We start from the raw sequence: 26164 nt of genomic DNA on the forward strand, positions 1-26164 counted from the left end.
GAAAAAATTAGCAGTTCTTTCTATTCACGAGATTATTAACGACCGCATTTTTTTATTGATCCGACGTCCGGCGACAGGGGTGCCGCGCCCCTGTCTTCATCGGCCGCGGATGCGCGAAGATGCCGGTTCCAGCTGTGGCCGGCGGGAAAGATTTACGGCGGCAAATCTTTCGGCGTCCTGCCGCTGGGGCAAGACTTGCACCGCCGCCGATAGAGGCAATACATAGATGGACAACTGGCGGCAGCGGAGGGCGTCTCCATCAATCCGGGGGCGGTGCGGCACAGGCCAACGAGAAACAGGCGACCAGGGTTGTCGAGGAGGAACGGGTGGCAAAAGCGTCGAAGAGCCCAGTGAAAGCGCCGGCCAAGGCGGCCTCGAAACCAGCCGCCGGTGGAGACGGGCAAGGCAAGGCCGCGGGCAAGGCAGCGACCGCGAAGGCGGCGCCCAAACCCGCCAGGAATGCCCCCCCGGCGAAAGCCGCGGCCACAGCCAGCACCGCCACGAAGCCGGCTGCGAAAGCCGCGCCGGCAAAGGCGCCCGCGGCGAGGACGGGATCGGGCAAGGCCGGACCGGGCAAGGCCACGACGACGAAGAACTCGCCACCAGCGAAGACCGCACCGGCCTCGAAGCCGGCGACGGCGACCAGCCAGCGGCTGCCGAAGGCGCTTACCGAACTCGCCGCCGGCCTGCCGCAAAAGCCATGGCTCAACAGCTATCCCAAGAACATGCCTGCCGAGATCGGCGCCCTGCCCTACGGTTCCATCGGCGACTTCCTGGTGGGCGCCTGCAAGCAGTTCGCCGGTCAGCCGGCCTTCACCTGCATGGGCAAGTCCATCACCTACGCGGAACTCGAACAGCTTTCGGCGGCCTTCGGTGCCTATCTGCAGTCCACCGGATTGCAGAAGGGCGCGCGCGTCGCCCTGATGATGCCGAACGTGCTGCAGTATCCCGTGGCGATGATGGCGGTCGCCCGCGCCGGCTTCACGGTGGTGAACGTCAATCCGCTCTACACGCCGCGCGAACTGGAGCATCAGCTCAAGGATTCCGGGGCACAGGCCATCGTCATTCTCGAAAACTTCGCCAACACCTTGCAGGCGGTCGTCGCCAGGACCTCGGTCAAGCACATCGTCGTCGCGGCCATGGGCGACCTGCTCGGCGGCCTGAAGGGTTCGATCGTCAATCTGGTGGTGCGCCGCGTCAAGAAAATGGTGCCGGCCTGGTCATTGCCCGGCCATGTCAAGTTCAATGCGGCGCTGAAGGCCGGACGCGGCATGGCTTTCAAGCCGGCCACGGTAGCCGCCAACGACGTCGCCTTCCTGCAATATACCGGCGGCACCACCGGAATCTCCAAAGGCGCGACCCTCTCGCACAGCAATGTGCTGGCCAATGTCGCGCAGAATGCGCTGTGGCTGCAGGACGCCTACACCGTCAAGCCAAAGCCGGCGCATCTCAACCTCGTCTGCGCACTGCCGCTCTACCATATCTTCGCGCTGACGGTGAATGCGCTGATGGGCATGCAGATGGGCGGCCAGAACATACTGATTCCCAATCCGCGCGACATTCCAGGCTTCGTCAAGGAAATGGGCAAATACCCGATCCATATCTTTCCGGGCCTCAACACGCTGTTCAACGCGCTGCTCAACAATGAGGACTTCCGCAAGCTGGACTTCAAGCCCCTGCTTCTGACCTTGGGCGGCGGCATGGCGGTACAGAAGGGCGTCGCCGAGCGCTGGAAAGCGCTGACCGGTTGCCCCATCAGCGAAGGCTATGGCCTTTCGGAGACCTCGCCGGTGGCGACGGCCAACAAGTTCAGCTCCGGCGAGTTCACCGGCACCATCGGCCTGCCGCTGCCCTCGACCGAAATCGCCATCCGCGACGACGACGGCAACAACGTGCCGCTGGGCGAGGTCGGCGAGATCTGCATCAGGGGACCGCAGGTGATGGCCGGCTACTGGAACCGGCCGGACGAGACCGCCAAGGTGATGACCGCGGACGGCTTCTTCAAATCGGGCGACATGGGTTTCATGGACGAACGCGGCTACACCAAGATCGTCGACCGCAAGAAGGACATGATCCTCGTCTCCGGCTTCAACGTCTATCCGACGGAACTCGAGGAGGTGGTGGCGGCGCATCCGGGCGTGCTCGAAGTGGCGGCGATTGGCGTGCCGGACGAGCATTCGGGCGAAGTGCCGAAACTGTTCATCGTCAAGAAGGACCCGGCCCTGACCGCAGAGGCCATCACTGCTTTTTGCCGTGAGAACCTGACCGGCTACAAGCGGCCCAGATACATCGAGTTCAGGACCGAATTGCCAAAGACGCCGGTCGGCAAGATCCTGCGGCGGGCGTTGCGCGAATAGTGGCCGACGATCCCGCCGACTTCGATGCGCCCGGCCGACGCCTTGATCCGGCAGAATTCATCAGGACGAATTTGCGCCTTGCCCCAGTGCGGGCGCTTCCTGAAATCCAGCTTTACACCGCTCACCCGGGCAGCGGGCTGAGGCGGCTCGTCGGGTCCGGCGACGACCTGGACGAGTCCGAGCCGCAGCCACCCTATTGGGCCTATGCCTGGGCCGGCGGCGCGGTGCTGGCGCGCCATATTCTCGACCATCCGGAGATCGTGACGGGCCGCCGCGTGCTCGACCTCGGCGCCGGCTCGGGCCTTGTCGCCATCGCCGCCGCGAAAGCCGGCGCAGCGGAAGTGATCGCCGCCGAGATCGACCGCAACGGCGTCGCCGCGATCCGCCTCAATGCCGCGGCCAACGCCGTCGAGATCACCATCCTCGACAAGGATCTCACCACAGGCCCGCCACCGGCCGCCGACCTCGTGCTGGCGGGCGACGTGTTCTACTGCCGTGAGGTTGCCTTGCGGGTTATGCCGTTCCTCGACCGCTGCCTGGCATCAGGCATCGAGGTACTGGTCGGCGACCCCCGCCGCAACGATTTGCCGCTCACCCGGCTGCGATTGATCGCTGAATATGAGGTGCCGGATTTTGGGGATGCAAAGGGGATTGCGAGCAGACCGAGCGGGGTGTTTTGGTTTAAGGCGGAAGAGCGGTAGGGCGCTGGGCGCAGGCCGATAGCTGGAACGGCCGGGGTTCGAGCCAGTGCTTGCTTAGGTCGAATGAACGTCTGGTTAGCGCCTAATTCCGGTCGTTCATCCACCGATTCCTGTGGAATGGCGCGCCCGGCATAGCGAAGATGGGCACTCAGACCATTGGCAAATTGCGGTGTCACTTAACTCGTTTGCATGCTGATCGGCAAAGCGCAGCAGACCCGCTAGGTCAGGAGCCATTGATGTGAGGCGCGTGATCTGATTCAGGCTCCGCGACCCTAGACCCGCCTTTATCGTGGTCCCCAACCAGGCTTCCGATCAGGTTTCGGACCCAGCGGTGGCCAGCATGCCTATGACATCTCTCGTGCCAAATCAGACTGACATTGAATTGTTCACCTAGCCAGGGCAGGTCAACCATCATGAGTTTTTCTGATTGCCTAATAAATAGGCGCCTTGGCACGAGTGCAACCAAATCACTATCTAAGACGATCTCCGGCAGGAGCAAAAAGGAGGCCGCTGACACGACGACGTTGCGTCGGTAACCAAGTGTCGCCAAAGCACTGTCCACTGGCGTTTCGAAGTCGCCGCCCCGCGGTGACACCACAACGTGTTCCAATTCGACATATTCGTCTATTGTCATACCCGATTTCAGCCGTGGATGACCGTGTCTTCCTATGAGGACATAAGTTTCGTCGAATAAGTGACACGTCCGTAGGTGCGGGGCCGACCGCTCGGGAGTAGCGATAACAAGATCGACTTCTCTATTCCCCAATTGCTGCTCCACCAGCTCGGGCACCAGATGCCGTACGGCCACCCGTACTCCCGGCGCCGTCTGCCGGAGAGCCAAGACGAACGGCATCACCACTGCTGCCTGGATATAGTCAGAACAGCCGATCGATACGGTAAGCTCGGCCTTGCCGGGATCAAAGTCCTGATGAGAATGTAACGCGTTGCGCACGTGATCCAGCGCGTCTCTCAGTTGCGGTGCAAGTTCGATTGCCTTGGCGGTCGGGATCATGCCTCGACGAGTCGGGAGCAGAAGCGGGTCGTCAAACAAATCCCGAAGCCGTGCTAGTTGCGCGCTTACAGCCGGCTGACTGAGGTGCAGTTGATCTGCCGCTTTCGTTACGTTTTGTTCGGCAAGCAGCACTTCGAGCGTCGCCAAGAGATTGAGGTCGATGCGACTGTCATTCACCGTGTCTATTCCTAGTCGCCGTTTAATCATTTCTATATATGATCATCGCGGCGCTGCCCGTCAACGGCTTGGCCGCCTAATGGGAAGCTGTCTGTGTTGGCGTCGGGCCGCTGGCGCGAAAGCGATCGCTGCTGTTCTTACGATTGGTAGAGAGCCGCCAAACTGGAGCGGAGGGAGCCGTGCGGCACCGACGGGCCAATCGAACGCCCGCGTGAAAGTGCCAACGTGGCGATCAGCGGTTAGATATCCGCTATCTGGATAGCACGGGTCAAGATAATCGATTTCACAAATCTTAGTCAGATACTCATGTTGAGGCCAGCCGGGCTTCCAATCCCGAGCCGGAGGCATCGAGTGATCTCAGTCAGCATCCCATACCCGACTAGCTTAGCGCGCGCTTTGGCGCGAACTGCTGCAACGAAACAAGCATTCTGCTGGTGATCGAGGAGCCTCGCCGCGCCGTCAACAGTGTAAGTATCGAAATCGATGTCGGCATCATCGAGCCGAGCGCGCCCGGGGGGGGCACGCAAAATCCCCGAAAACGTCTGTGTCACCAACGCGCAAGCCCTGGCGCGCAATTGATACCGATCGGGAACATCAGACACAGCTCTCAACAACTACGGAGACCATCTCGTGAAAAGAAATATTCTCATCGTTTACGCACACCCTGAGCCCACTTCGCTGACACGGCAGCTGGTCGACGTAACCGCTGAGATGTTGTCGGCGGCGGGGCACACCGTGGTCCATTCGGACCTCTACGGCATGAAGTGGAAGGCGGGGTACGACGCCGATGACTTTCCGATGCGCAACAACCCTGAGCGACTGTCGTTCATCATGGAATCGGGCCAAGCTTACGCAAGCGGGCATCAGACGCCCGACGTGATCGCCGAGCAGCAGAAGCTGCTCGCGGCCGATGCTGTGGTCCTGCAATTCCCGCTGTGGTGGTACGGCGTGCCCGCGATCTTGAAGGGCTGGATAGAGCGAGTCTATGCCTTCGGTTTTGCCTACGGCTATCAGAATGGCTCCAACGAGTTTCGCTTTGGCGACGGCATCCTCAAGGGCAAGCGAGCGCTGGTCAACGTGCAGGCAGGCGGCCCAGTGGCCGATTATGGCCCGCGGGGTATCAACGGGCCGATAGAGCAACTGTTGTTCCCGCTGACTCATGGCGCGCTGTTCTATCCCGGCATGGACGTGCTCCCGACGCACGCGGTCTATGGCGCGGGTCACGTTTCGACGGCGGAGCAAGTGGACGCGATCAAGGCAGCATGGCGTGTACGTCTCGCCGGGCTATTCACCGACAAGCCGATTCCCTTCCGTTCGCAAAACGGCGGCGACTTCCCCGATCGCCACACCATGGCCGACCACGTTGCGCCGGGCCAAACCGGCCTCGCCGCGCACTTTGCCGATCTGATCGACGCATAAAGAGCAACACCGATGTCGCCTGCATTGTTCGCGCTTGCCGTGGCGGCCTTCGCCATCGGCACGACGGAGTTCGTCATGATCGGGCTTGTCCCGGATGTCGCGCGCGATCTTACGGTAACGATACCCCAAGCCGGTCTGCTTGTGACTGGCTATGCCCTGGCCGCGACCGTTGGGGCGCCGACGGTCACGGCCCTTACTGGAAGGCTTCCCCGCCGCGGGCTTGTGGTGGACTGATGAGCCTGTTCACGCTCGGTAATCTGCTTGGCGGCGCTGCACCAACTGATGAAGTGCTGCTGGCCGGTCGGATCGTGACAGGAGTGGCGCACGGCGTGGTCTTCGCCGTCGGCGCGCCGATTGCGATGAGCCTGGCGGATCGTGAGCGCGGCGCGCGGGCGGTGGCGACGATGTTCGCAGGGCTCACCCTTGCAATGGTCATCGGTGTCCCGTTCGGCACAATCGTCGGACAGAGCCTTGGGTGGCGTGCACCGCTGCTGGCGGTGGCTGTGCTCGGCTCCCTCACGGCAGCGCTATTGCGACTTTTGTTGCCGCGGGAAATTCCCCACGCTCCGACCGCCGGTTTAAGGTCGCAGTTCGCCGTATTGGCGAAGCCCCGCCTCCTGGCGCTCTATTTCATCGCCATGAACGGGTTCGGCGGATCATTCGTGGTTTTCACCTTTCTCGCACCGCTGCTGACGGAGGTAACCCACGTGTCTCCTGCCGCAGTCAGCTTGGCGTTCATGGCATTCGGCGCAGCTGCGGTGGTCGGGAATTTTGGTGGGGGCCGGCTTAGCGATGCACTCGGCACGCGGCGCAGCCTGATGGCAGCGCTGGTCGGTCTGGTCCTGGCCCTTGCGACGCTGCCCTTTTCGGCCCCGCACGTCCTGACAATGTTCGCCAACCTGCTCCTCTGGTCTGCCTGCTGCTTCTGTCTTGGCCCGATCGTTCAGTCTGGCGTGGTCGCGGCCGCGGAAGAGGTCGCGCCCGACGCGGTCGCGACTGCTTCGGGTGGAAAGCGGACATTGCGCCTACGGCAACGCCGACCTGCATAGCAGACGTTTTGCCGTGGCGCCGTTCGCAAAAAGGATGGCGTTTCAGGAAACGTTGTGCGCAGCTTTCAGTTCAGTCGGTATTACCCTTCGGCGGTCAACGTCGTCAGCCGTTTAAGCGGAGAACATCATGATTTCACCCTACATAATAAACATTCCTGACGAACGGCTCGCCACGATCAGAGCCAAGGTCGAGGCTTATGACTGGAGCCAGCTGCCGAATGCGGGGGGCTGGTCAGCGGGGGTCGGGGTTGATGACCTCAAGCGACTCGCCGCGTATTGGCGGTACAGCTACGACTGGCGTGCGGTCGAACGGCGCCTCAACGCGCTGCCCAACTTCACGGCCGACGTGGAAGGCGAGCACCTCCACTTCGTTCATGTGAAGGGCGACGGCTCCAAGCCGCCCGTACTGCTTCTCCACGGCTGGCCGGGCTCGTATCTCGAGTTCGAGCGGCTGTTGCAGCCGCTCGCAGCGGACGGGCACGACGTTGTCGTCCCCTCGCTTCCTGGCTTCGCGTTCTCCAACCCGATCACGCGCCCGATCGGCCCGCGGCGGGCTGCTGCACTCGTGCATGGGCTGATGATACAACTTTTCGGCGACGCGCGGTATTTCGTTCAAGGGGGCGATTGGGGCCACGGCATCGCGGCCTGGGCAGCGCATGATCGACCGGACGCTCTGCTCGGCATTCATATCAACATGATGACCGTGCGTGCGGAGGATGCCGCTCCGACGACCGACGAGGAGAAGTCCTTCGCCGCCAAGCGTGCCGCGATTGCCGATCGGGAGAGCGCCTACTTTCACGAGCAGGAAACCCGTCCGCAGACGCTCGGCGTCGCGATGGCCGACAGCCCGGTCGGAGCGGCGGGCTGGATACTCGAGAAGTTCGGCAAGTGGGCCGATCTTCCGACAACCGCCGATGGCGACCCCGACATCTGGAGCAAATTTTCCGAGGAGGAACTCCTCACCAACATCATGCTCTACATCGCGCCGGCATCGTTCGTGACGGCAACCTGGATCTACTACGGCAGCCGGCTTGAGGAGTCGCGGATGCTTCCGGCCGGCACCCGCATCCAGGTGCCGACCGGCGTTGCGGCCTTCCCCGATCCAGTGTTCTTGCCGCCGCCGCGCTCGTTCGCGGAGAAGACCTACAACATCGTGCATTGGACCGACATGCCGCGGGGCGGGCATTTCGCCGCGCTGGAAGAGCCGGAACTGATGCTGGCCGACCTGCGCGCCTTTATCGCGACGGTGTCGGGAGCGCGCTTTGGCTGCTTTCGGGACCATGGATTGACTGCCTAAACGTCTCCAATTGGAAGCTTCCTGCCATTCGGAAGTGCCCGCCGCGCACGGCAGTTATCCAATCGCCAAGACCCGAAAGCTGACTGTCCGCTCACGGCCCCATCTCGGCCATCGAAGTCAAACCACCTTCCCACCCCTTCTCCGGATCACGCCGTCTCCTTGACCCGTGCGGCCAGAAAATCCGGCAGGTCGGCAACCGAATCCAGGATGACGTCGGCGATCTCGGCCAGCGATTCGCGGGTGCCGGTGCCGGAGAGCACGCCGATCGCAAGGCCGCAGCCGCCGGCGCGCGCCATTTCGAGATCGTGCCTGTTGTCGCCGACCATGGCGATCTCGCTTGGCTTCAGGCCGGTGAGGTCGCAAAAGGCCTGGATGGTGTCCGGGGCCGGCTTGGGATTGGCGACGGCGTCATATCCGTAAGCGGCATCGAACAGTTGTGCGACGCCGAGCGTGACCAGCGTTTTTTCGGCGCCGCTGGTCGAATCGTTGGTGGCGACGCCAAGCCGGTAGGATCGCTTGTGCAGCAGGGCCAGCGTGTCGACGACATCAGGCAGCGCCACCGCCATCGCCGAGCCCTGCACCGAGGTAATCTCGTTGAAGCGGGCGACGGCCAGCATCTGATCCTCGTTGGACAGGCGCGGAAACCACAGTTCGACGACGTCGAGATTGGTGCCGGAGGCAAAGATGGAGTCGGGCTTGAAGCGCCGGTTGGCGAAATCGAAACCGGCGGCCGCGAGCAGCCTGTCGGCCTTCCAGCGATCGCCGTCGGCTGCATCCATGGCCATGAAATCGGCAACGCCGAGCCAGGTCGCGTTGAAATCGACAAGTGTCCCGTCCTTGTCGAACAATATTCCCTTGATGTCTGCCAAACTTTTCACTCCGAACCACGCAATTGGCGGATGTATCCCACAAGGCCAGCGGTCGACGCGTCGCGCTTGGCGGCACTTTCCTTGCCTTCCACGACAGGCAGGAGGCCGGTCGCCAGTTCCTTGCCGAGCTCTACGCCCCACTGGTCGAAGGAGTTGATGTTGAACAGCGTTCCCTCGACGAAGACGCGGTGCTCGTAGAGCGCGATCAGCCGGCCGAAGGTGCGCGGGTCGAGCTTGCGGTAGAGGATGGTCACCGAGGGCCGGTTGCCGGAGAAGACACGATGCGGCGCGATGCGGTCGACATCGGCCGGCTTCATGCCCTTGGCCAGCATCTGCGAGCGCGCCTCCTCCAGCGTGCGGCCCTTCATCAAGGCTTCCGACTGCGCCAGGCAGTTGGCGAGCAGCAGGTCGTGCTGGTGCTTGAGATCGGGCTCGTGGCCGACCGCGGCGGCGAGGAACTCGACCGGGATCAGATCGGTGCCCTGATGCAGCAGCTGGAAGAAGGCGTGCTGGCCGTTGGTGCCGGGCTCGCCCCAGACCAGCGGCCCGGTCGGCGTCGTCACCGGCGTGCCGTCAAGGGTGACGCTCTTGCCGTTCGATTCCATGTCGAGCTGCTGCAGATAGGCCGGCAGCCGTGACAACCGCTGGTCGTAGGGGATGACCGCGCGGGCCGGATAGCCGCAGATCACGCGGTGCCACCAGCCGACCAGCCCCAGGAGCGCCGGCAGGTTCTTCTGGAGCGGCGCGGTGCGGAAATGCTCGTCCATCTCGTGCGCGCCGTCGAGGAAGGCGCGGAAATTCCTCGGGCCGATGGCGATCATGACCGGCAGGCCGATCGCGCCCCACAACGAATAGCGGCCGCCGACCCAGTCCCAGAAGCCGAAGACGCGATCCGGCGCGATGCCGAACTTGGCCACCAGGTCGAGCGCGGTCGAGACGGCGGCGAAATGCTTGCCTACGGCTTCCTTGCCGAGCGCTTTCTGCACCCAGTCGCGCGCCGTCTGCCCATTGGTCATCGTCTCGACCGTGGTGAAGGTCTTGGAGGCAATGATGAACAGCGTGGTTTCGGCGGACAGCCCCTTCAGCGTGTCGTGGATATGGGCGCCGTCAATGTTGGAGACATAATGCGCGCGCGGACCGTCATGATAGGGAGCGAGCGCCAGCGTCGCCATGGCCGGACCAAGGTCAGAGCCGCCGATGCCGATGTTGACGATGTCGGTGATCTTCTTGCCGGTGGCGCCTGTTGCCTTGCCCGAGCGGATCGCATCGGCGAAGGCGCCCATCGCGTCGAGCACGGCAATGACATCCGCCTTGACGTCCTGGCCGTCGACCGTGGCCCCCTTGCCGCTGAGGTTGCGCAGCGCCGTATGCAGCACGGCGCGGTCTTCGGTGACGTTGATCTTCTTGCCGGCGAACATGGCGGCGCGGCGTCCTTCGAGATCGGCGGCGGCGGCCAGTTTTTCCAGCAAATCCATGGTCGGCGCGTCGACGGCGCATTTCGACCAGTCGAGCAACAGGTCATCATCGGTGGCGGAAAATGTGTTGAAGCGCTGCGGATCGGCGGCGAAGACCTGGCGCATGTCGCCAGGCGCCGCGGCGCGATGATCGCGCAGGGCGGCAAGCTGTTTCTGGAAGGCTGACTGATCCACTGGCGGGGACTCCTGGCGTTTTGGACGCACCATATCAGACCGGATGTTTCCGGCGCGTGTCGTCGCGCCACAACTATTGAGCCGAATTCCATCCGGTCAATACGCGGCGATGACGCAGCGCATCACGATGCGATGACACAATGTATCGGGCGGCGAGGTGGTCGCGGCTTATTTCGAGCTTGAAGGATCACTGGCATAAATCCCAAAGATCAGAAAAATTGATTGGCGCAACCCCTTGTGCCACGGTTACGTTCGGCTGGTCCAGCCAAGCAAAAAAGCTGGCCATCGAGGAACATCTCCCATGCCACAGAGAAACGACACGGCGATATGGTCCGGCCTGTTCCGGATTTCGGCCGAATCCGGCCAAACCTTGCAGGCGCAGATCCGCCAAGCCATCGTGGCCGCCATTCTCGACCGCCAGATCGCCGCTTCGATGCCGCTTCCCTCCTGCCGGATCCTGGCCGAGAAACTCGGCGTGGCGCGCGGCACGGTGGTGCTGGCCTTCCAGCAGCTCGTCGACCAGGGTTTCCTGGTGGCGCGCGAGCGGCGCGGCCATTTCGTCAATCCCGAAGTGCTGGCGACGCCGGCCAAGCCGCACCAGAAGGCGCCCGACCAGGCCAACGAGATCGACTGGAAGGCGCGCCGGCAGATCGCGGCCAGCGACATGCCGCCGCCGGCCAAGCACGAGAACTGGATCAAGTCGTCCTACCCCTTCGTCTACGGCCAGTTCGACCCGGCGCTGTTTCCGACCGCCGAGTGGCGCGAGTGCAACCGCATGGCGCTGGCCGTGCTGGAGATCCGCAACTGGGCGTCCGACATGGTCGACCGCGACGATCCGCTGCTGATCGAGCAGATCCAGGCACGGCTCTTGCCCAGGCGCGGCATCTTCGCCAATCCCGACGAAATCATCGTCACGCTGGGCGCCCAGAACGCGCTCTACATGCTGGCCTCGCTGCTGATGACCAAGGGCTCGAAAGTGGCGATGGAGGATCCGGGCTACCCCGATGCACGCTCGATCTTCCGCCTCGCGGGCGCCGACATCGAGCCGGTGCCGGTCGACCAGTCGGGTATCGTAACCTCTTCCATTCCCAATGATTCCGGCTTCGTCTTCGTCACCCCCAGCCATCATTGCCCGACCATGGTGCCGATGTCGGCCGAGCGACGGCAGGACCTCCTGGCGCGCGCCAACCGGCACAACCAGATCATCATCGAGGACGGCTATGACAGCCAGCTTCTCGACGAGGCACCGCAGCAGGCGCTGAAGAGCCTCGACCGCTCCGGCCGTGTCGTCTATGTCGGCTCGATGTCGAAGACGCTGGCGCCGGGCCTGCGGCTTGGCTACATCGTGGCCTCGGCTGGACTGATCGCCGAACTCCGGGCGCTGCGCCGTTTCATGCTGCGCCATCCGCCGGCCAACAACCAGCGCGCCGTGGCATTGTTCCTCTCGCTCGGCCATCACGAAGCGCTGGTGCGGCGGCTGTCGAGCGCCTTCGACGAGCGGCGCAAGCGCCTGGTCCATGCGATTTCCGCCTTCTTGCCGGAGTGGCGCTCGACGGATTCGGCCGGCGGCACCTCGCTTTGGCTGGAAGGACCACGGGGTACCGATTCCCGCGGTTTGGCCGAGGCCGCCGCCTCGCGCAGCGTCATCATCGAGCCGGGCGACCGCTTCTTCGACCGTACCGAAAAGCCTTCGCGTTTCATGCGGTTGGGCATTTCCTCGATCGCGCTGCAGCACATCGAGCCCGGCATCCGGGAATTGGCCACCGCCGCTGGCCGCAGACCCGCCGCGGCCTGATCCATTCTTCGATCCTTTGACGGGAGCCGCCTTCAAGCGGCTCCCGCTCCCTTTTCTCTGGCATACTCGACTGAACCCGCTGGCTCATAGGCTGTGCCAATGCCGGCGGCATAGTCGTGGCACAAAGGGGAAGAAGCAGCCGATGGTGGACCAACCGCCGCGCTGTTTCTCAGGAAAGGTGGAGTGTTTTCCATGTCAGTGGTTCTTGAAAAGCAGGACGCGGCGGATCAACGCTCCCGCCGCTCCGGGGGGCGCGAAGCGCGTCGCGCGATGCGGGCAGCGCCGCTCGCCGACGACATCAAACCGGTGCGTGCCGGCCTCGAGGGCGGCAGCTACGGACCACTCAAGGGCAATGATCGCGAGCGTATCCACGAAGCGGTGCTGACGCTTCTGGAGACAGTCGGCTTCGCCAACGCCATCCCCTCCTGCATCGAGGCGCTGACCCAGGCCGGCGCCACCTATGGCGATGACGGCCGCATCCGGTTCCCGCGCGCGCTGGTGCTCGAGACGATCAAGAAGGCGGCACGGAATTTCACCTTGCACGGCCAGGATCCCAAACACGACATGGTGATACAGGGCAAGCGCGTGCATTACGGCACGGCGGGTGCCGCCGTGCATCTGGTCGATGTCGAGAAGCGCGAATACCGTGAGTCGCTGCTGCAGGACATCTATGACGCGGCCCGCATCGTCGAAGGGCTCGACAACATCCATTTCTTTCAGCGGCCGATGGTGCCGCGCGACATTCCCGATCCGCTCGAAATGGACTTCAACACGCTCTACGCCTGCGTGATGGGCACGTCCAAGCATGTCGGCACCTCGTTCACGGTGCGCGAGAACGTGCAGCCGGCGCTCGAAATGCTCTACGCGATTGCCGGCGGCGAGGACAATTTCCGCGCCAGGCCGTTCGTGTCGAACTCGAACTGCTTCGTCGTGCCGCCGATGAAATTCGCCGAGGATGCCTGCGGCGTGCTCGAAGCATGCGTCGAGGGCGGCATTCCAATCCTGCTGCTGTCGGCCGGACAGGCCGGCGCCACGGCGCCGGCGGCGATTGCCGGCGCCGTGGTGCAAGCGGTGGCCGAAGTGCTGGCCGGTCTGGTCTATGTCAACGCCATCAAGCCGGGGCATCCGGCGATCTTCGGCACCTGGCCGTTCGTATCGGACCTGCGCACAGGCGCCATGTCGGGCGGCTCGGCCGAACAGGCGGTGCTGACCGCCGCCTGCGCCCAGATGGCGCAATTCTACGACCTGCCGGGCGGCTCGGCCGCAGGCATGACGGATTCGAAGCTGCCCGACATCCAGTCCGGTTATGAAAAGGGCATCACCGACGTAATGGCCGGCCTTGCCGGGCTCAACCTGGTCTATGAATCGGCCGGCATGCATGCCTCGCTGCTCGGCTTCTGCCTGGAAAGCCTGATCATCGACAACGACATGCTCGGTCATTGCCTGCGCTGCGTGCGCGGCATCGAGGTGACCGACGAAGCGCTGTCGATCGCCACCATCGCCGATGTCTGCCTGAAAGGCCCGGGGCACTATCTCGGCAACGAGCAGACGCTGCGGCTGATGCAGACGGAATATTTCTATCCCGCCGTTGGCGACCGGTTTTCGCCGAAGGAATGGAATGAGAAGGGCCGGCCCGACATATTGCAGCGGGCGATCATCGAGAAGAAACGCATCCTTGCCGAGCGCTTTCCGCGCCATGTGCCGAAGCTGCTCGACGACAAATTGCGCGCCCGCTTCGGCGACATGATCAAGCTGCCGCGCGGCGGTATGGGCGGGTAGCCGCTCCTCGTCAAACAGTCTACTCGGCTGCCAGCCCGTAGTGTTCGACGACTTCGGCGTTGATCAGCTTGGCGTGCAGCGCCATCAGCACGATCTGGGCATCGAGGCCGTCGCCGGCTTCGAGAGCCGCCTCGATCCGGCGCTCCGCATCGAGCCGCTGTTGCGGACCTTGCGCCCGCTCGAAGGTTTCCGGTCCGGCGATGCAGTAGCTGAACAGGGTCGCCACCCGCGGATAGGCCCGCGGCGGCGGTTCCTCGGGCCAGTGGTCCTTCATCAGATTGACGATGGTGAGTTTTACGCCCTCCGGCACCAGGGCCGGATGCAGGTCGGCGCCGCGCAAGGCGGCATCGAGCTGCCGCAGATCACCCGAGCGGCCGAACATGCCGAGAAAGCCAAGAGAAGAGCGTCGTTGCGCCATGAGTGTCCAATCCGTTTTCCCACCAGTTAGGTGGTTGGCCGGCGGAATACAAAGATAGTGACCGGCGTCTATCCGCTCACCGCCAGCAGCAAGACGCCGGCCAGGGCCGACCCGGCAAGTGTCGGCAGCATGCCGACCTTCAGCCTGAGGATGGCAATCATGGCGGCGCAGGACAGCAGTGCGGCGCGCCAGTCGATCGACGACGGCACCGGCACGTTCATGCCGAGGCCCAACTTGCGCACGTCGTGGAAGATGACGTGCAAGGCAAACCATAGAGCCAGGTTCAGGATGACGCCGACCACGGCGGCGGTGATGGCGCCGAGCGCAGCCGACAGAGCCTTGTTGCCGCGCAGGGCCTCGATATAGGGCGCGCCGAGGAATATCCAGAAGAAGCAGGGCGTGAACGTAACCCATAAGGTCAGCAGCGCTCCAAGCGATCCGCCAAACAACGGGCCTATCGCGCCGGAGTGGCGAAAGGCGGCGATAAAGCCGACAAACTGCAACACCAGAATGAGCGGCCCCGGCGTGGTCTCGGCAAGCCCGAGGCCATCGACCATCTCGCCGGGCGCCAGCCAGCCGAAGGATTCGACGGCCGCCTGTGCGACATAGGCAAGAACCGCGTAGGCGCCGCCGAAGGTGACGACCGCCATCAGGCTGAAGAAACCGCCTATCTGCGTCCATACGCTGTTTGTCCCGGTGAGCGCCCAGAGCAACAGAACCGGCCCGAGCCAGATCGGCAGCCAGATCGCGATAATGCGCGGCGCATGCCATCTTGTCGGTCTGGCATGGGCCAGTTGGCCGCGCTCGAACATCAGGTCGACCGCGCCCTTGATGTCGGGAGCATCGTTCTTGCCGTGCGCCGCACCGGAAAACAGGGCTGGCGCGACGCGGTTTCCCGCCCATCCCACCAATCCCACAATCAGGACGATGAGCGGGAACGGAATGCTGAGGACATAGATGCCGAGAAAAGCGCAAAGCGCGATCGCCACCATCACCCGGTTCTTCAAGGCGCGGCGGCCGATGCGGATCACCGCCTCGACCACGACCGCGAGCACGGCGGCCTTGACGCCGAAGAACAGAGACTCGACCAGCGGGACATCGCCGTAGAGCGCATAGAGGATGCTCAAGGTGAGCATGACGAGTGCGCCCGGCACCACGAACAGGATGCCGGCGACGAGACCGCCGGCCGTCCTGTGCAGCAGCCAGCCGATGTAGATGGCGAGTTGCTGGGCTTCGGGACCGGGCAGCAGCATGCAGTAGTTCAAGGCATGCAGGAAACGCTGCTCGCCGATCCAGCGCCGATCCTCGACCAATTCCTTGTGCATGAGCGCGATCTGCCCCGCTGGCCCGCCGAAGCTCAGCAATCCGATCTTCGCCCAGAGTTTCGTGGCTTCGCGGAAGCTCGGGACCGCCGGCACCTCGACGATGTCTGCACTTTCTCCCGAAATGAGGCTGCTCATGTTGGCTTCGCCCCGCCCGGCCAGTTGTGCGTCTCCTCAGTGGCGTCGCGGCACCAGCGGAAGAACGCGTCATAGAGAACCATCCCCGCCTCCAGCTGTTCCAGATCGTCGCGGAACATGCGTGACAGGCCAAGCGAGGCGGCAAGGAATCCGGCGGCTTGGGGAACGAGATCGAGCCTGGCGGTGTCGGCCGCGCGCACGATCGTGGCAAGGCGATCGAGTGCCTGGGATTCCAGCCCGAACTCCTCGATCATCGTGTCGAAGGTGCAGCGTTCGCCGCGATGGCTCCAGAATACATTGTCGATGTCGAAGGGCACGGCCTGAAAGCGGTCCGCGACAGCAGGCACTTCGGCCGCCTCGACAAAGAGGAAGACCGCATGCGGATCGACGAAGCGCCGGATCAGCCAGGGGCAAGCGATGCGATCGACCTTGGGGCGAGCCCGCGTCACCCAGACGGTGCGGCCTTTTTCATCGCGGAACGGGATCTTGGCGGCGTGGACCAGTAGGCCGCCGGCATCACGCCAGGCCTCGAAACCGCCTTCGAGGGATTCGGCGGCAACGCCCTGGTGCCGCAGCCAGGCGGCCACGCCTTGCGAGAGCTTTTGCCCCTTCTGGCAGACCACGGCCACCTGGCTGCCGGCAAGGTCGGCTGCCCAGGTCGAGACGGTCTTGAAGTTGCGCCGGTGCGAGGCCGGCAGCGGGCGCGGGTCGGCATCGTAGTCCTCATCGAGGCGGACATCGACGATTACAGGCGCGCCGGGCAAACCAACCAGACGGGATAGTTGCTGTACGGTAATTTCGGTTGTTGACGGCATGGCGTCCACCTCCTGAAAAGAGAAGCTTGGACGCGAACATTGGGCTGACGCCTCACGGGGTGGTCGCGATGCACCCCTTGCGGTGATGTTGGAATTGTTGGGCGGTCTTGTCAAGGACGGAGCATTCCCGGCTACGCCGTCAGACCGGCGGCCTGATCGATCAGGCCGCCGGTCCTCGTCCATCCTCATCCGTGACCAGCCAGGAATAATCGATGACTATTCCGTGGAATAATCAGTGATTGTCGCGAGGCACGCCCATGGTATGGGCGACATCCTGGTATTTCACCGCCGGCTTCAGCACCATGCCGGCCGAGAACTGGTCGACCATGCCGCGCTGGATCTCCTGCCATGGCGTCTGGTGCTGGGGATAATGGTAGCCGCCATCTTTCTGCAGCTCGGCGCGCCGCCGCGTGATCTCGTCGTCGCTGACGAGGATGTTCGCGGTGCCTTTCCTCAGATCGATGCGGACGCGGTCGCCGGACTTGAGCAACGCCAGACCGCCGCCGACCGCGGCTTCCGGCGAGGCATTCAGGATCGACGGCGAGCCCGACGTGCCGGACTGGCGGCCGTCGCCGATGCAGGCCAGCGCGTGGATACCCTTCTTGATGAGGTAGGCCGGCGGCTGCATGTTGACGACCTCGGCGCCGCCGGGATAGCCGACCGGGCCAGCGCCGCGCATGAACAGGATGGTGTGCTCGTCTATGCCTTGCGCCGGGTCGTCGATGCGGGCGTGGTAATCCTCCGGCCCATCGAAGACCATGGCGTTGCCCTCGAAGGCTTCCGGGTCGTTCGGGTTCGATAGATAGCGCTCGCGGAATTCGGGCGAGATGCCGCTCATCTTCATGATCGCCGAATCGAACAGATTGCCCTTGAAGTTGATGAAGCCGGCATTGGCCTTCAGCGGCTCGGCCACGGTGCGGATGACGTCGGTGTTCTCGTTGGCGACCCCCTTGCAGTTGTCGCCGATCGACTTGCCGTTGACGGTCAGGGCATCGGGGTGCGGCAGCATTCCGGCCTTCATCAGCTCGGCCACCACGGCAGGCACGCCACCGGCATGGTGATAATCTTCGCCGAGATATTCACCCGACGGCTGCAGGTTGACGATGAGCGGCACCTTGAGACCGACCTTCTGCCAGTCATCATTGTCGAGCGGCACGCCGAGATGGCGGGCGATCGCGTTGAGATGGATCGGCGCGTTGGTGGAACCGCCGATCGCCGAATTGACGACGATGGCGTTTTCGAAGGCCTTGCGCGTCATGATGTCGGACGGTTTCAGGTCCTCGTGCACCATGTCGACGATGCGCTTTCCAGTCTCATAGGCGATCTGGCCGCGCTCGCGGTACGGCGCGGGGATGGCGGCCGAACCGGGCAACTGCATGCCGAGCGCCTCGGCCAGCGAATTCATCGTGGTGGCGGTGCCCATCGTGTTGCAGTAGCCCGTGGACGGCGCCGAGGAGGCAACGATGTCCATGAACTCGTCATAGTCGATCTCGCCGGCCGACAGGCGCTGGCGCGATTCCCAGACGATAGTGCCCGAGCCGGTGCGCTTGCCCTTGTGCCAGCCATTGAGCATCGGGCCGACCGACAGCGCGATGGCCGGGATGTTGACGGTGGCCGCCGCCATCAGCAAGGCAGGCGTGGTCTTGTCGCAGCCGATGGTCAGCACGACGCCGTCCAGCGGATAGCCATAGAGCACTTCGACAAGGCTGAGATAGGCGAGGTTGCGGTCAAGGGCGGCGGTCGGCCGCTTGCCGGTCTCCTGGATCGGGTGACAGGGGAATTCGAAAGGAATGCCCCCCATCGAGACGATGCCTTCGCGCACGCGCTTGGCGAGCTCGATGTGGTGCCGGTTGCAAGGCGAAAGATCAGAGCCCGTCTGGGCGATGCCGATCAGCGGTTTGCCCGACATCAGCTCGGCGCGTGTCAGCCCGTAATTAAGGTAGCGCTCGAGATAAAGCGCCGTCATTCCCGGATTGTCGGGATTGTCGAACCACTCCTGCGAGCGGAACTTTTTCTTTTTCGTAGGGGCGCCAGCCATCATGGTCTCCGTATTTGTATGACAAATCGATATGACAACGCGCGGATGCAGGCAAGGGGCACGCGTGATCTGAATCCGGACTTTGGTGCGATAGACAGCTATCGAGCCGCGCGCTACGACCAATCCGACATCGGCGATCGGGGAGGTTTTGATGGCTTTGGTGATCGAAGGCGAGGAACGTATCGCCGCACCCGTGCAGAAAGTGTGGGAAGCGCTGAATGACCCGGCCGTCCTGAAGGACGCCATTCCGGGCTGCCAGAGCCTGGAAATGAAATCGGCGACCGAGATGGCGGCGACGGTGGTGCTGAAGATCGGGCCGATCAAGGCGACCTTCAACGGCGAAGTGACGCTGAAGAATCTCAAGCCCCCGCATGCCTACACCATCCAGGGCGAAGGCAAGGGCGGCATTGCCGGCTTCGCCAAGGGCGGTGCCGACGTCACCCTGACCGCCGACGGGCCGGACGCGACGGTCCTCAAATATGCTGCCAAGGCGGAAGTCGGCGGCAAGATCGCGCAACTCGGCAGCCGACTGATCGAATCGACCTCGAAGAAACTGGCCGGACAGTTCTTTTCGGCATTCGGCGAGAAAGTCGGCGGCTGATCCCTCCCCTCGAGGGGTCAGTCAAACACGATGCTCGGCACCGCGGCTTCCGCCGCGCCGCGTTCCTCATTGACCCTGTCCCAGACCTTGGAAGCGATATCGCGATAGATTTTCGCCTCGGCGCCGTCGGGCTTGGAGACAACCACCGGCGTGCCGGCGTCCGAGCTCTCGCGAATGCCCATTTCCAGCGGCACCTCGCCGAGGAAGGTGACGCCCAGCCTCTCTGCCTCGCGGCGTGCGCCGCCATGGCCGAAAATATCGTAGCGCTTGCCGGTATCCGGGGCGAGGAAGTAGCTCATGTTCTCGACGATGCCGAGCAGCGGCACATCGACTTTTTTGAACATATTGAGACCCTTGCGGGCATCGATCAGCGCCAGGTCCTGCGGCGTCGAGACGATGACGGCGCCGGCCAGCGGCACCTGCTGGGCCATGGTGAGCTGGGCGTCGCCGGTGCCGGGCGGCATGTCGACGACGAGCACGTCGAGCCGCCCCCATTCAACCTCGCGCAGCATTTGCGTCAGCGCCGACATCACCATCGGCCCGCGCCAGATCATCGGCGTCTCCTCATCGACGAGGAAACCCATCGACATCACCTTGAGGCCATAATTCTCCATGGGTTTCAGGATCTTGCCGTCGACCGTCTGCGGCCGGCCATGGATGTTGAGCAGCCTGGGCATGGATGGGCCATAGATGTCGGCATCGAGCACGCCGACCCGCAAGCCATTGGCGGCAAGACCGAGCGCCAGATTGACGGCCGTGGTCGACTTGCCGACGCCACCCTTGCCGGAGGCGACCGCGATGATCGCCTCGATGCCGGGCACACCGCGCTTGCCGTGGCTCTGCGAAGCAGGAGCATGCGGAGCCGCGCGCGGTGCGGCGGCGGGCGGTGCCGGCCTGGGTGCGGGGCGCGATGGAACCGGCGCCTCCATGCCGCCGCCTTTCTTTTCAGCCGTCAGCGCGACGACCGCGCCGGCAACGCCGGGAATGGCCTTCACCACCCGCTCGGCGGCGGCGCGCAACGGCTCCATCTCCGGGGCGCGCGCGGCGGGAACGGTGATCGAGAAGAACACTTTCGAATCGGCAATGAAAATCTCGGAAACCATGCCGAGGTCGACGATGTTGCCGGTGAAATCCGGCCCGTTCACCGTCTTCAGGCGCTCGGTGACGATTTCCTTGGTAATGGACATGGCGGTTATTCCCTGGCGTTCGGCTGCAGCTCACATAGTGCAGAACGCGGACGGCTCCAAGCGCCACGCCGCGACATCACCGGGCCAGGCTGAGCGCCAGGTAGGTGAGAGCGGAAATCGCCGCCGTCGCCGGCAAGGTGACGACCCAGGCGACAACGATGTTGCCGGCGATGCCCCAGCGGACGGCCGAGATACGCCGAGCCGCGCCGACACCGATGATGGCACCGGTGATCGTGTGCGTGGTCGAGACCGGGACGCCGAGCCAGGTGGCTGCGAACAGGGTGATCGCGCCGCCGGTCTCGGCGCAGAAACCCTGCATCGGATTGAGGCGCGTGATCTTCGAGCCCATTGTGTGGACGATGCGCCAGCCGCCCAAGAGCGTGCCCAGCGCCAGCGCCGACTGGCAGGTGAGGACGACCCACAGCGGTACATAGAACGAGGTGCCGAGCATGCCTTGCGAATAGAGCAGCACGGCGATGATGCCCATGGTTTTCTGGGCGTCGTTGCCGCCATGGCCGAGCGAATAGAGCGAGGCCGAAAAGAACTGCAGGACGCGAAACGTGCTGTCGACAGCGAATGGCGTCTGTCGCACGAACAGCCATGAAACCACCAGGACCAGGAGAAGCGCCAGGACGAAACCGGTTGCCGGCGACAGCACGATCGCGGCGACCGTCTTGCCCAGGCCCGACCAGACGATGGCGCCGAAGCCCGCCTTTGCGACCCCGGCCCCAACCAGCCCGCCGATCAGCGCGTGCGAGCTGCTCGACGGAATACCGGCGATCCAGGTGACGATGTTCCAGACAATAGCGCCGACCAGCGCCGAGAAGATCACCGCCGGGGTGACGACACTGACGTCGACGATGCCCTTGCCGACGGTCTCGGCGACATGAAGGCCGAAGAACAGGAAAGCGATGAAATTGAAGAAGGCCGCCCACAGCACCGCATAATGCGGCCGCAGCACCCGCGTGGAGACGATGGTGGCGATGGAGTTGGCCGCGTCGTGCAGGCCATTGAGAAAATCGAAGAACAGCGCCACGGCGACGAGGCCGACGAGCAGGGGAAAGGCGATGGTCGCTTCCATCGCTAGACGTTCTCGATGACGATGCCGCTGATCTCGTTGGCGACGTCCTCGAAACGGTCGACCACCTTCTCGAGCTGGCCATAGATTTCCGAGCCGATCAGATAGGCCATCGCATCACCGCCATTGTGGTGCTTGAACAAATCCTTCAAACCCTGCTCATGCAGGTCGTCTGCCCGGCCCTCGGCACGCATGACCTCCTCGGCGAGTTCATTGAGGCGTGTGCTGTTGGCGCCGACCTTGGCGAGCAGCGGGATCGCCTCCGCGACCAGCTTGGCGGTGTCGACGATGACGCCGCCCATTTCCTGCATCAGCGGATCGAATTCGCGCTTTTCGAACAGCCGCACCGTCTTGACGGTCTTGTGCATCGTGTCGATGGCGTCATCCATCGATTGGATCAGATCCTTGATGTCGCCGCGGTCGAAAGGCGTGATGAAAGACCGCCTCACCGCAAGCAGCACCTGCGCGGTTATGTCGTCCGCCTCGTTTTCGAGATCGATGATCTCCTGGCACCTGCGTTCGATATCCTTGCCCTGGAGAAGCAACTGGAGTGCCTCGGCGCCGGCGACCACGGTACGGGAATGCTGTTCGAACAGGTCGAAGAAGCGATCCTCGCGCGGCAACAGCTTGCGGAACCAGCCCAGCATGTTCGTCCCTCCCTGCGCACCAGTTGCATCCACATAGCGTCGCACGCGGCCGCAGGAAACAGTAAACCGGCTGAAAGATGTGGATCGGCGCCGTTTGAAGGCACAACTTGCAGCAAGGGCGCATGTCCTTGACGCTCGTCAAGCGGCTGGGCGGCCCTACTTCAGAAATGGCACGTTCGACGCAGTTCAATGACGAGGGAACAACCAGGAAAGGAGACGATCATGCTTGAAAACAGCAACGCAACAGCCAATCTCGCGGTCAGGGACCTTGCCAAGGCAAAGGCTTTCTATGAGGGGACGCTCGGCCTGAAACAGGTGCACGATGAGGGCGGCGAATTGATCGTGTACAAAAGCGGCGGCACCACCATCAATGTCTATCGTTCCAAATTCGCGGGGACCAACAAGGCGACTGCGGTGACCTGGATGGTCGGCGACAAAATCGCCGATGTCGTCAACGCCCTCAGGTCAAAGGGTGTCACCTTCGAGCATTACGAGATGTCCGGCCTGACGATGGAGGGTGACCTCCATGTCGGCGGCGGCATGAAAGTCGCATGGTTCAAGGATCCGGACGGCAATATCCTCAATCTCGTGGACCGGTAAATCTCGGGATCGGGCAGCGCGGCGCGAGAGTTTTCCTATGCATGCCGTCACCCCAAAACCGAAGTCACTTTTGGGCGACATGCATTGGATGATTGAGCACGGCACCATCTGGCGCGCCGCCGCCGCGCCGGATAGCCTCCGCCAATGATCGAAAAGCTGGAATTCTTCATCGCGCTGGCCAGGGAAGAGCATTTCGGCCGGGCCGCGGAAGTGTGTGGCGTCACCCAGCCGACGCTGTCGGCCGGCATCAAGCAACTGGAAGGCCAGCTCGGCGTCATGCTCGTCCTGCGCGGCTCGCGCTTTCAGGGCCTGACGCCGGAGGGCAAGCAGGTGCTGGTGTGGGCGCGCCGCATCGTCGGCGACTCCAGAACCATGCGCGAGGAGATGCGGGCGGCGCGCCACGGCCTCTCCGGGCGCATCCGTATTGCCGCCATCCCGACAGCATTGGCCATGGTGGCCAGATTGACGACGCCCTTTCGAGACAAGCACCCGGGTGTCACCTTTTCGGTGCTGTCGCGAACCTCGATCGAAGTGCTTTCGCTGCTCGGCAATTTCGATGTCGATGCCGGCATCACCTATCTCGACAACGAACCGCTGGGACGGGTGACCAGCGTGCCGCTCTATGACGAGCGCTACCAATTGATCACCGCAATCGGCAATCCCTATTCCGACCGCGACAAAGTGACATGGGCCGAGATCAGCCAGCTGCCGCTTTGCCTTTTGACGCCGGACATGCAGAACCGCCGCATCATCGACCAGCACCTGGCCGAAGCCGGCGTGCAGGTGCGGCCGACGCTGGAATCGAATTCGATGATCGTGCTGTTCTCGCACATCCGGACCGGCAAATGGTCATCGATCATGCCGCTCAACCTTGCGGAAACATTCGGTTTTTCCGAACCGATCCGGGCCATTCCGATCGTCGAGCCCGATGCCAGCCACACGGTCGGGCTGGTCGCCGCACCGCGTGAGCCGCACACGCCGCTGGTCCAGGCGCTGCTGGACGAGGCGATGGCGCTGGCAGACGATTTCCGGGCGCACCGCTAGGCTAGACAATGCTAGCTGAAGCCCATCGATAGAAATTTTCTATCGAGCAACGAAACCGCTTTATTGATTTCGCGGGTTTCCTCTGATTTTGTAAAGACTTAGCGCTAAAAGCTATCGACCAGGGAGGGCGCTGCATGACGATGCAGCCTGCAAGTACCGAGATCGCGCCACGCACTGCGGCGATTATCCAGGAGTTGAAGGACCTCGAGGGTCCGTTGCTGCCGATCCTCCACGGCATTCAGGAAGAGTTCGGCCACGTACCGCACGACGCCGTGCCCGTGATTGCCGATGGGCTGAACCTGTCCAGGGCCGAGGTGCACGGCGTCGTGACCTTCTATCACGATTTCCGCGCCCGCCCGGCCGGCCGGCACGTGCTCAAGCTCTGCCAGGCGGAAGCCTGCCAGTCGATGGGTTCGGATGCGGTCGCAGCCAGGATCAAGCAGTTGCTCGGTATCGATTTCCACGAGACCACGCGTGACGGATCGGTTACGCTCGAGCCGGTCTATTGTCTCGGACTGTGCGCCTGTTCGCCGTCGGCGATGCTAGACGGCGAGGTGATCGGACGGCTCGATGACGAAAAGATCGACGAGATCGTAGCCGAGGTGCGCTCATGACCCCCCGCATCTACATTCCCGGCGATTCCGGCGCGCTGGCGCTGGGCGCGGAAAAGGTCGCCAAGGCGATCGCAAACGAACTCGCCGAGCGCGGCATCGAGGCCAAGATCGTGCGCAACGGCTCGCGCGGCGCCTATTTCCTCGAACCGATGGTCGAAGTGGCGACAGCCAATGGCCGCGTCGCCTACGGGCCGGTGAAGCCGTCTGACGTGAAGAGCCTGTTCGACAGCGGCTTCCTCAAGGGCGGGCATCACAAGCGCTGGCTCGGCGCCCCGGACAAGATCCCGTTCCTCGCCAAGCAGACACGGCTGACCTTCGCGCGCTGCGGCATCAACGACCCGCTGTCGCTCGATGCCTACAAATCGCTCGGCGGACTGAAAGGCCTGCAGAATGCAGTGGCCATGGCGCCCGCCGACATCGTCAGCCAAGTGACCGACTCCGGACTGCGGGGGCGTGGCGGCGCCGGCTTCCCGACCGGTATCAAGTGGAAGACGGTGCTCGATACGACATCGGAACGCAAATACATCGTCTGCAACGCCGATGAGGGCGACAGCGCCACCTTCGCCGACCGCATGATCATGGAGGGCGACCCCTTCGTGCTCATCGAAGGCATGGCGATCGCCGGCATCGCCACCGGCGCGACCAAGGGTTTTGTCTACATCCGCTCGGAATATCCGCACGCGGTGGCAACAATGAACAAGGCCGTCGAGATTGCCCGCAAGCACGGCGTGCTCGGCGTCAATGTGCTGGGTTCGCCCAATGCCTTCGACATGGAAATCCGCGTCGGCGCCGGCGCCTATGTCTGCGGCGAGGAAACCTCGTTGCTCAACAGCCTGGAGGGCAAGCGCGGCGTGGTGCGTGCCAAGCCGCCGCTGCCCGCGATCCAAGGCTTGTTCGGCAAGCCGACGGTGATCAACAACGTCATCTCGCTGGCTTCCGTACCTATCATCATGGACAAGGGCGCCGCCTTCTACAAGGATTTCGGCATGGGCCGCTCGCGCGGCACGATCCCGATCCAGATCGCCGGCAACGTCAAGCAAGGCGGCCTGTTCGAAACCGCTTTCGGCCTTACGCTGGGCGAGATCGTCGACGATATCGGCTGCGGCACGTCCACCGGACGTCCGGTCAAGGCGGTGCAGGTCGGCGGCCCGCTCGGCGCCTACTTCCCGCGCGCGCTGTTCGACACGCCGTTCGACTACGAAGAATTCGCCAAGCGCGATGGACTGATCGGCCATGCCGGTATCACGGTTTTCGACGATACCGCCGACATGCTGAAGCAGGCACGCTTCGCCATGGAATTCTGCGCCATCGAAAGCTGCGGCAAGTGCACGCCTTGCCGCATCGGCTCGACGCGAGGCGTGGAAACCATCGACAGGCTCGCCGCCGGCATCGAGCCGGAGAAGAACCTCGCTCTGGTCACCGACCTCTGCAACACGATGAAGTTCGGGTCACTCTGCGCGCTGGGCGGCTTCACCCCCTACCCGGTGATGAGCTCGATCACGCATTTCCCCGAGGATTTCAAGCCCGCGCCGGCGCGCGTGGCTGCTGAATAGGAGCT

Annotated in this window: 23 protein-coding genes; 13 read left to right on the forward strand and 10 right to left on the reverse strand. The window is 63.5% G+C overall.

The annotated features are described in order from the left end of the window. Positions 1–326 precede the first annotated feature (326 nt). Both EN861_RS02655 and EN861_RS02660 read left to right on the forward strand, forming a co-directional pair. The gene (locus tag EN861_RS02655) at positions 327–2357 is read left to right on the forward strand and encodes a long-chain fatty acid--CoA ligase (protein ID WP_135862181.1); all 2031 of its coding nucleotides are present in this window, start codon (positions 327–329) and stop codon (positions 2355–2357) included. Next, the gene (locus EN861_RS02660) at positions 2354–3058 is read left to right on the forward strand and encodes a 50S ribosomal protein L11 methyltransferase (RefSeq protein WP_135862183.1); all 705 of its coding nucleotides are present in this window, start codon (positions 2354–2356) and stop codon (positions 3056–3058) included. Before EN861_RS02655 ends, EN861_RS02660 begins: the two co-directional genes overlap by 4 nt. A gap of 223 nt (positions 3059–3281) precedes the next feature. Here EN861_RS02660 and EN861_RS02665 read toward each other — a convergent pair whose 3' ends face one another. Next, complete coding sequence (locus EN861_RS02665; RefSeq protein WP_135862185.1) at positions 3282–4247, reverse strand: LysR family transcriptional regulator; 966 nt, start codon at positions 4245–4247, stop codon at positions 3282–3284. Between the two features lie 630 nt (positions 4248–4877). On the opposite strand from EN861_RS02665, the gene EN861_RS02670 reads away from it, so the two are divergent. The 4 genes from EN861_RS02670 (at position 4878) to EN861_RS02680 (ending at position 8012) form a co-directional block, all read left to right on the forward strand. Continuing rightward, the gene (locus EN861_RS02670; protein ID WP_135862187.1) at positions 4878–5666 is read left to right on the forward strand and encodes an NAD(P)H-dependent oxidoreductase; all 789 of its coding nucleotides are present in this window, start codon (positions 4878–4880) and stop codon (positions 5664–5666) included. 12 nt (positions 5667–5678) lie between these two features. Further along, positions 5679–5900 (forward strand): hypothetical protein, encoded by a 222-nt coding sequence (locus tag EN861_RS36035; RefSeq protein WP_245511981.1) that lies wholly within the window; start codon positions 5679–5681, stop codon positions 5898–5900. After that, positions 5900–6715 carry an MFS transporter gene (locus EN861_RS02675; protein WP_245511982.1) on the forward strand — a complete coding sequence of 272 codons (816 nt, stop codon included), beginning with the start codon at positions 5900–5902 and terminating at the stop codon, positions 6713–6715. The genes EN861_RS36035 and EN861_RS02675 overlap by 1 nt, the downstream gene beginning before the upstream one ends. 127 nt (positions 6716–6842) lie before the next feature. Then, a complete protein-coding gene (locus EN861_RS02680) occupies positions 6843–8012 on the forward strand; it encodes an epoxide hydrolase family protein (protein WP_135862190.1) in 1170 nt (389 codons plus the stop codon). A gap of 146 nt (positions 8013–8158) precedes the next feature. On the opposite strand, the gene EN861_RS02685 is transcribed toward EN861_RS02680, so the two are convergent. Further along, positions 8159–8881 carry an HAD family hydrolase gene (locus tag EN861_RS02685; RefSeq protein WP_135862192.1) on the reverse strand — a complete coding sequence of 241 codons (723 nt, stop codon included), beginning with the start codon at positions 8879–8881 and terminating at the stop codon, positions 8159–8161. Positions 8882–8886: 5 nt separating this feature from the next. Continuing rightward, a complete protein-coding gene (pgi, locus tag EN861_RS02690; RefSeq protein WP_135862194.1) occupies positions 8887–10530 on the reverse strand; it encodes a glucose-6-phosphate isomerase in 1644 nt (547 codons plus the stop codon). Positions 10531–10831: 301 nt separating this feature from the next. On the opposite strand from pgi, the gene EN861_RS02695 reads away from it, so the two are divergent. Next, positions 10832–12325 carry a PLP-dependent aminotransferase family protein gene (locus EN861_RS02695; RefSeq protein WP_127278323.1) on the forward strand — a complete coding sequence of 498 codons (1494 nt, stop codon included), beginning with the start codon at positions 10832–10834 and terminating at the stop codon, positions 12323–12325. 192 nt (positions 12326–12517) lie between these two features. Further along, entirely contained in the window at positions 12518–14104 is a 1587-nt protein-coding gene (locus tag EN861_RS02700) for a trimethylamine methyltransferase family protein (RefSeq protein ID WP_135862197.1), read from the forward strand. Between the two features lie 19 nt (positions 14105–14123). On the opposite strand, the gene EN861_RS02705 is transcribed toward EN861_RS02700, so the two are convergent. The 4 genes from EN861_RS02705 to EN861_RS02720 all read right to left on the reverse strand — a co-directional run bounded on the left by EN861_RS02705 (position 14124) and on the right by EN861_RS02720 (position 18835). Continuing rightward, positions 14124–14522 carry a hypothetical protein gene (locus EN861_RS02705; protein WP_127276403.1) on the reverse strand — a complete coding sequence of 133 codons (399 nt, stop codon included), beginning with the start codon at positions 14520–14522 and terminating at the stop codon, positions 14124–14126. Between the two features lie 68 nt (positions 14523–14590). Continuing rightward, positions 14591–15982, reverse strand: coding sequence for a chromate efflux transporter (chrA, locus tag EN861_RS02710; protein WP_135862199.1), 1392 nt, complete (start codon positions 15980–15982; stop codon positions 14591–14593). After that, complete coding sequence (locus EN861_RS02715) at positions 15979–16797, reverse strand: sulfurtransferase/chromate resistance protein (RefSeq protein ID WP_135862201.1); 819 nt, start codon at positions 16795–16797, stop codon at positions 15979–15981. Before EN861_RS02715 ends, chrA begins: the two co-directional genes overlap by 4 nt. A gap of 232 nt (positions 16798–17029) precedes the next feature. Beyond that, on the reverse strand, positions 17030–18835 hold the full coding sequence (locus EN861_RS02720; RefSeq protein WP_135862204.1) for an IlvD/Edd family dehydratase: 1806 nt from the start codon (positions 18833–18835) through the stop codon (positions 17030–17032). Positions 18836–18986: 151 nt separating this feature from the next. Here EN861_RS02720 and EN861_RS02725 point away from each other — a divergent pair, with 151 nt between their 5' ends. Further along, complete coding sequence (locus EN861_RS02725; RefSeq protein ID WP_127276411.1) at positions 18987–19436, forward strand: carbon monoxide dehydrogenase subunit G; 450 nt, start codon at positions 18987–18989, stop codon at positions 19434–19436. A 17-nt stretch (positions 19437–19453) separates the two neighbouring features. Here the strand turns inward: EN861_RS02725 and EN861_RS02730 are convergent, their stop codons facing one another. The 3 genes from EN861_RS02730 to EN861_RS02740 form a co-directional block, all read right to left on the reverse strand. Further along, on the reverse strand, positions 19454–20623 hold the full coding sequence (locus EN861_RS02730) for an Mrp/NBP35 family ATP-binding protein (RefSeq protein ID WP_135862206.1): 1170 nt from the start codon (positions 20621–20623) through the stop codon (positions 19454–19456). 76 nt (positions 20624–20699) lie between these two features. Further along, positions 20700–21704 (reverse strand): inorganic phosphate transporter, encoded by a 1005-nt coding sequence (locus tag EN861_RS02735; protein WP_127870681.1) that lies wholly within the window; start codon positions 21702–21704, stop codon positions 20700–20702. A 2-nt stretch (positions 21705–21706) separates the two neighbouring features. Continuing rightward, positions 21707–22348, reverse strand: a complete 642-nt coding sequence (locus tag EN861_RS02740; protein WP_135862208.1) for a DUF47 domain-containing protein — start codon at positions 22346–22348, stop codon at positions 21707–21709. A 222-nt stretch (positions 22349–22570) separates the two neighbouring features. Between EN861_RS02740 and EN861_RS02745 the strand changes: the two genes are divergently transcribed. The 4 genes from EN861_RS02745 to EN861_RS02760 all read left to right on the forward strand — a co-directional run bounded on the left by EN861_RS02745 (position 22571) and on the right by EN861_RS02760 (position 26159). Next, positions 22571–22948 (forward strand): VOC family protein, encoded by a 378-nt coding sequence (locus EN861_RS02745; RefSeq protein ID WP_135862210.1) that lies wholly within the window; start codon positions 22571–22573, stop codon positions 22946–22948. Between the two features lie 144 nt (positions 22949–23092). Further along, entirely contained in the window at positions 23093–23992 is a 900-nt protein-coding gene (locus EN861_RS02750; RefSeq protein ID WP_135862212.1) for a LysR family transcriptional regulator, read from the forward strand. A gap of 134 nt (positions 23993–24126) precedes the next feature. After that, entirely contained in the window at positions 24127–24606 is a 480-nt protein-coding gene (locus tag EN861_RS02755) for a formate dehydrogenase subunit gamma (RefSeq protein WP_135862214.1), read from the forward strand. After that, positions 24603–26159, forward strand: a complete 1557-nt coding sequence (locus EN861_RS02760; RefSeq protein WP_135862216.1) for an NADH-quinone oxidoreductase subunit NuoF — start codon at positions 24603–24605, stop codon at positions 26157–26159. Before EN861_RS02755 ends, EN861_RS02760 begins: the two co-directional genes overlap by 4 nt. Positions 26160–26164 lie beyond the last annotated feature (5 nt).

The sequence above is a fragment of the Mesorhizobium sp. M8A.F.Ca.ET.218.01.1.1 genome, assembly GCF_004791165.1.
GTDB lineage: Bacteria > Pseudomonadota > Alphaproteobacteria > Rhizobiales > Rhizobiaceae > Mesorhizobium.

Coding starts and splice junctions, on each gene's coding strand:
- EN861_RS36035 (WP_245511981.1), top strand. CDS start 5,679: ATGTCGCCTGCATTGTTCGCGCTTGCCGTGGCGGCCTTCGCCATCGGC.
- EN861_RS02675 (WP_245511982.1), top strand. CDS start 5,900: ATGAGCCTGTTCACGCTCGGTAATCTGCTTGGCGGCGCTGCACCAACT.
- EN861_RS02680 (WP_135862190.1), top strand. CDS start 6,843: ATGATTTCACCCTACATAATAAACATTCCTGACGAACGGCTCGCCACG.
- EN861_RS02695 (WP_127278323.1), top strand. CDS start 10,832: ATGCCACAGAGAAACGACACGGCGATATGGTCCGGCCTGTTCCGGATT.
- EN861_RS02700 (WP_135862197.1), top strand. CDS start 12,518: ATGTCAGTGGTTCTTGAAAAGCAGGACGCGGCGGATCAACGCTCCCGC.
- EN861_RS02705 (WP_127276403.1), bottom strand. CDS start 14,522: ATGGCGCAACGACGCTCTTCTCTTGGCTTTCTCGGCATGTTCGGCCGC.
- chrA (WP_135862199.1), bottom strand. CDS start 15,982: ATGAGCAGCCTCATTTCGGGAGAAAGTGCAGACATCGTCGAGGTGCCG.
- EN861_RS02715 (WP_135862201.1), bottom strand. CDS start 16,797: ATGCCGTCAACAACCGAAATTACCGTACAGCAACTATCCCGTCTGGTT.
- EN861_RS02720 (WP_135862204.1), bottom strand. CDS start 18,835: ATGGCTGGCGCCCCTACGAAAAAGAAAAAGTTCCGCTCGCAGGAGTGG.
- EN861_RS02725 (WP_127276411.1), top strand. CDS start 18,987: ATGGCTTTGGTGATCGAAGGCGAGGAACGTATCGCCGCACCCGTGCAG.
- EN861_RS02730 (WP_135862206.1), bottom strand. CDS start 20,623: ATGTCCATTACCAAGGAAATCGTCACCGAGCGCCTGAAGACGGTGAAC.
- EN861_RS02735 (WP_127870681.1), bottom strand. CDS start 21,704: ATGGAAGCGACCATCGCCTTTCCCCTGCTCGTCGGCCTCGTCGCCGTG.
- EN861_RS02740 (WP_135862208.1), bottom strand. CDS start 22,348: ATGCTGGGCTGGTTCCGCAAGCTGTTGCCGCGCGAGGATCGCTTCTTC.
- EN861_RS02745 (WP_135862210.1), top strand. CDS start 22,571: ATGCTTGAAAACAGCAACGCAACAGCCAATCTCGCGGTCAGGGACCTT.
- EN861_RS02750 (WP_135862212.1), top strand. CDS start 23,093: ATGATCGAAAAGCTGGAATTCTTCATCGCGCTGGCCAGGGAAGAGCAT.
- EN861_RS02755 (WP_135862214.1), top strand. CDS start 24,127: ATGACGATGCAGCCTGCAAGTACCGAGATCGCGCCACGCACTGCGGCG.
- EN861_RS02760 (WP_135862216.1), top strand. CDS start 24,603: ATGACCCCCCGCATCTACATTCCCGGCGATTCCGGCGCGCTGGCGCTG.